At 30.8% G+C, this 2,883-nt stretch carries 4 protein-coding genes; all 4 read right to left on the reverse strand.

Annotated features, from left to right (window positions below; all coding sequences use genetic code 11):
• Positions 1–102: 102 nt before the first annotated feature.
• The gene (locus C3E90_RS08395; RefSeq protein ID WP_236915190.1) at positions 103–327 is read right to left on the reverse strand and encodes a DUF3006 domain-containing protein; all 225 of its coding nucleotides are present in this window, start codon (positions 325–327) and stop codon (positions 103–105) included.
• The gene (locus C3E90_RS08400; protein WP_272879102.1) at positions 324–1,379 is read right to left on the reverse strand and encodes a ComEC/Rec2 family competence protein; all 1,056 of its coding nucleotides are present in this window, start codon (positions 1,377–1,379) and stop codon (positions 324–326) included. The genes C3E90_RS08395 and C3E90_RS08400 overlap by 4 nt, the downstream gene beginning before the upstream one ends.
• Before the next feature lie 102 nt (positions 1,380–1,481).
• Positions 1,482–2,126 carry a zinc dependent phospholipase C family protein gene (locus C3E90_RS08405; protein WP_236915192.1) on the reverse strand — a complete coding sequence of 215 codons (645 nt, stop codon included), beginning with the start codon at positions 2,124–2,126 and terminating at the stop codon, positions 1,482–1,484.
• A 113-nt stretch (positions 2,127–2,239) separates the two neighbouring features.
• Complete coding sequence (locus C3E90_RS08410) at positions 2,240–2,779, reverse strand: O-acetyl-ADP-ribose deacetylase (RefSeq protein ID WP_236915193.1); 540 nt, start codon at positions 2,777–2,779, stop codon at positions 2,240–2,242.
• Positions 2,780–2,883 lie beyond the last annotated feature (104 nt).

Below are 2,883 nucleotides of genomic sequence, written 5' to 3' on the forward strand. Positions count from 1 at the left end.
AAATGCAATACTCATCAATAGTTTTTCATTCTAAAAATGACACTTTCATTGAATAAAATTAAGTTCTTTTATATGACATTTTCACTGACTATTGACATAGATTTATTCTTTTTTATCAATTAAGGAGTTGAATAGATTATTTATATATTTTTTTCTCTCCTCTGTCTCTTCATCATTTATAATAAATTTATCATCAACGTATTCAACAACATCTCCTTCTTTTAAATTATGAGGAAACAGTTCCTTGTCAAATCTTAATATGCCCCCATCACTTTCTATTTCTATTAATACCTTATCCTCCTCAAATCTATCAACTATACCTTTCACTTAATCTCCCCCTGTTTAACACATTTATCATGAGGTTTATACCCATTTTCCTCCGCTTCTTTCATGGACTTAAAAATAATTTGATTCTCCTCTTTAGGCAATGAATTACAATCCTTACTATGGTATACTTTAGTGTTCTTGTTGCCTAGATATTCTATTTGAGTACTACTCTTTTCTGTAGCTTCCCCTAAATGAGTCAATTCATTCCCATCTGAAACCAAAACAATATTTCCTAATTCATCTGTACGCATAATATAAGTGTCTATTTCCTTCAACCTGTTTAAGGTTTCCCTATGAGGATGTCCATAGGAGTTATCACTCCCTACACTTATTATAGAATATTTTGGATTTACCTTTTCCAAAAACTTTTCATTGGATGAAGTTCTACCACCATGATGAGCTATTCTAAGCACATCCGATTTAAGGTTGGTACTGTTTTTTATCATATCCAGTTCAGAACTTTCTTCAGCATCTCCTGCTATAATAAAAGAATTTTTCATATATTCTATTTTAGTAACTATAGAAAAATCATTTGTTTCGGAATAATCATCTCTATTAGGTGCTAAAATATAATACTTCAGCTGTTCGTCATCTATTATATAATCCTTTGCCTTAGCTAAATGGATTTTCAAATCCTGGCTATCAACCTCTAAAAGCAATTCTTCAAATATACGGGTATTAGCAGTCCTATTTGGCATATATACCTTACCGATTTTAAAGTTTCTCACTACCTCAGGTAATCCTCCTATATGGTCTTCATGAGGGTGAGTTCCAATTAAATAATCTATTTTTTCTATTCCTAAATCTTTTATATAGTTTACTACTCTTTCCCCATATTGTCTACTTCCACCATCTATTAAAGATGTTTCTCCATTGGGAAATTGAATAAAAGTGCTATCTCCTTGGCCTACATCTATAAAATGGACTATTAGCTTATCCTTATAATCCTTTGGATTCTCTGCTTTAGTTGCAATTTCAACAGTACAACCAGTTAAAACCATGCTAAATATTAAGAACACTGCTAAAAAAGATATAAACCTATATCTTTTCAAAACCATCAACTCCTCATCCATGTCATCTACTAATAATATGTTAGGTAATTTATATTATGCTAAACGCTACAAAAAATCCTCCCTATCAGAGGATAAGAAGGATTAAAATTCAAATGCAAAATCTCTATATGCGTCTTCCGTATATGCTTTTACGGTATCGATTATAAAATAAGAAATTTTTAAGTTTAAGGATAGAGCAAAATTCAAATCATTTTCGTATCCAGTCTTAAATGAATATTCCTCAACTACATCTTCTATATATTTTTTAACTATGGGTTTAAGTTTGATTACCTTTTCTTGAAAAATATCCATGTCCTCTACATTAATAACATTTTTCTTAAAATCATGGTAAATGGAATAGTCATTTAATTTGGATTCATAATTAATATGCTTCAACATACTATTTGTAAAAGTCCATCTCTCAGCATGTGGGAGACAAACATAATCGCTTAGATAATGGGATATGATGCCAATTCTTTTACTCAATATTTTAATTGCTAAAGGATCTATCTTTGAATTAAACTCTATATATCTACAGATAAATATCAATTTTATTATCTCATTGACCACGTAATTTAAACTTTCCCTTTGATAATGCCTACGAAGTTTAAATTGGGGCAATACATCAGGAGCCACTGAACCCCATAATAATTTATCCTTATCTAATTCTATACCATAAATATCATATATCTTCTCATAAATATTGTTTCCAATAATTCTATGTGTCTCAGCAAAAATTTTGAACACATCCTTTGTATAGATTTCGAAACCTTATTCGATATTATATCATCTATATTAAAAAGTCAACCTCAAAAAATGGCATCCATATCCTTAATGGTTTAGGAGAAACGTTTATCTCTTTATTGCTCTTCAATAAACTTTTTTTCCAGTATATCCTTGTATAATTGGTAATTATCCTTGCTAAATAATACAAAATATACTTCCTCTATACTGCCTTCATCATCTATAAAATCCATTACCGCCTTCGTTGCAATATTACCTGCCTCTAATTTTGGATAATTATATACACCAGTAGATATGGCTGGAAAAGCTACTGTCTTTAGATTATATTCCTTAGCCAACTTAAGTGAATTATAATAAGCATTATATAATAGTTTTTCTTCTCCTTTTGTACCATCCTTGTACACAGGACCAACTGTGTGGATTACATATTTACTAGCCATATTTCCTGCTGTTGTAATCCTGGCTTCCCCAGTAGGACAACCTCCTATCTTTTTGCACTGTTCTAATATAATAGGCCCTCCTGCCCTATGGATTGCTCCATCCACACCTCCACCGCCTAATAATGTGTTATTGGCAGCATTGACAACAGCATCTACTTCCATCTTTGTAATATCTCCCTGAACTATATTTAATTTTACTCCTTTATATTTATACATATAATATCACTCCTTGTATAATTATGATATAGTCACTATGACTACTCATCTTTCATTTATAACTTTCTTATCCGATAATAGAAGAAGGTATTCTCCCTTCATCA

The organism is Clostridium sp. Cult2 (assembly GCF_021655075.1).
In the GTDB taxonomy this organism is placed as follows: Bacteria; Bacillota; Clostridia; order Tissierellales; family Tepidimicrobiaceae; genus Schnuerera.

Bases quoted from the DNA above. Each gene is read 5' to 3' on its own strand.
- C3E90_RS08410 (WP_236915193.1), bottom strand. From the start codon at position 2,779: ATGTATAAATATAAAGGAGTAAAATTAAATATAGTTCAGGGAGATATT.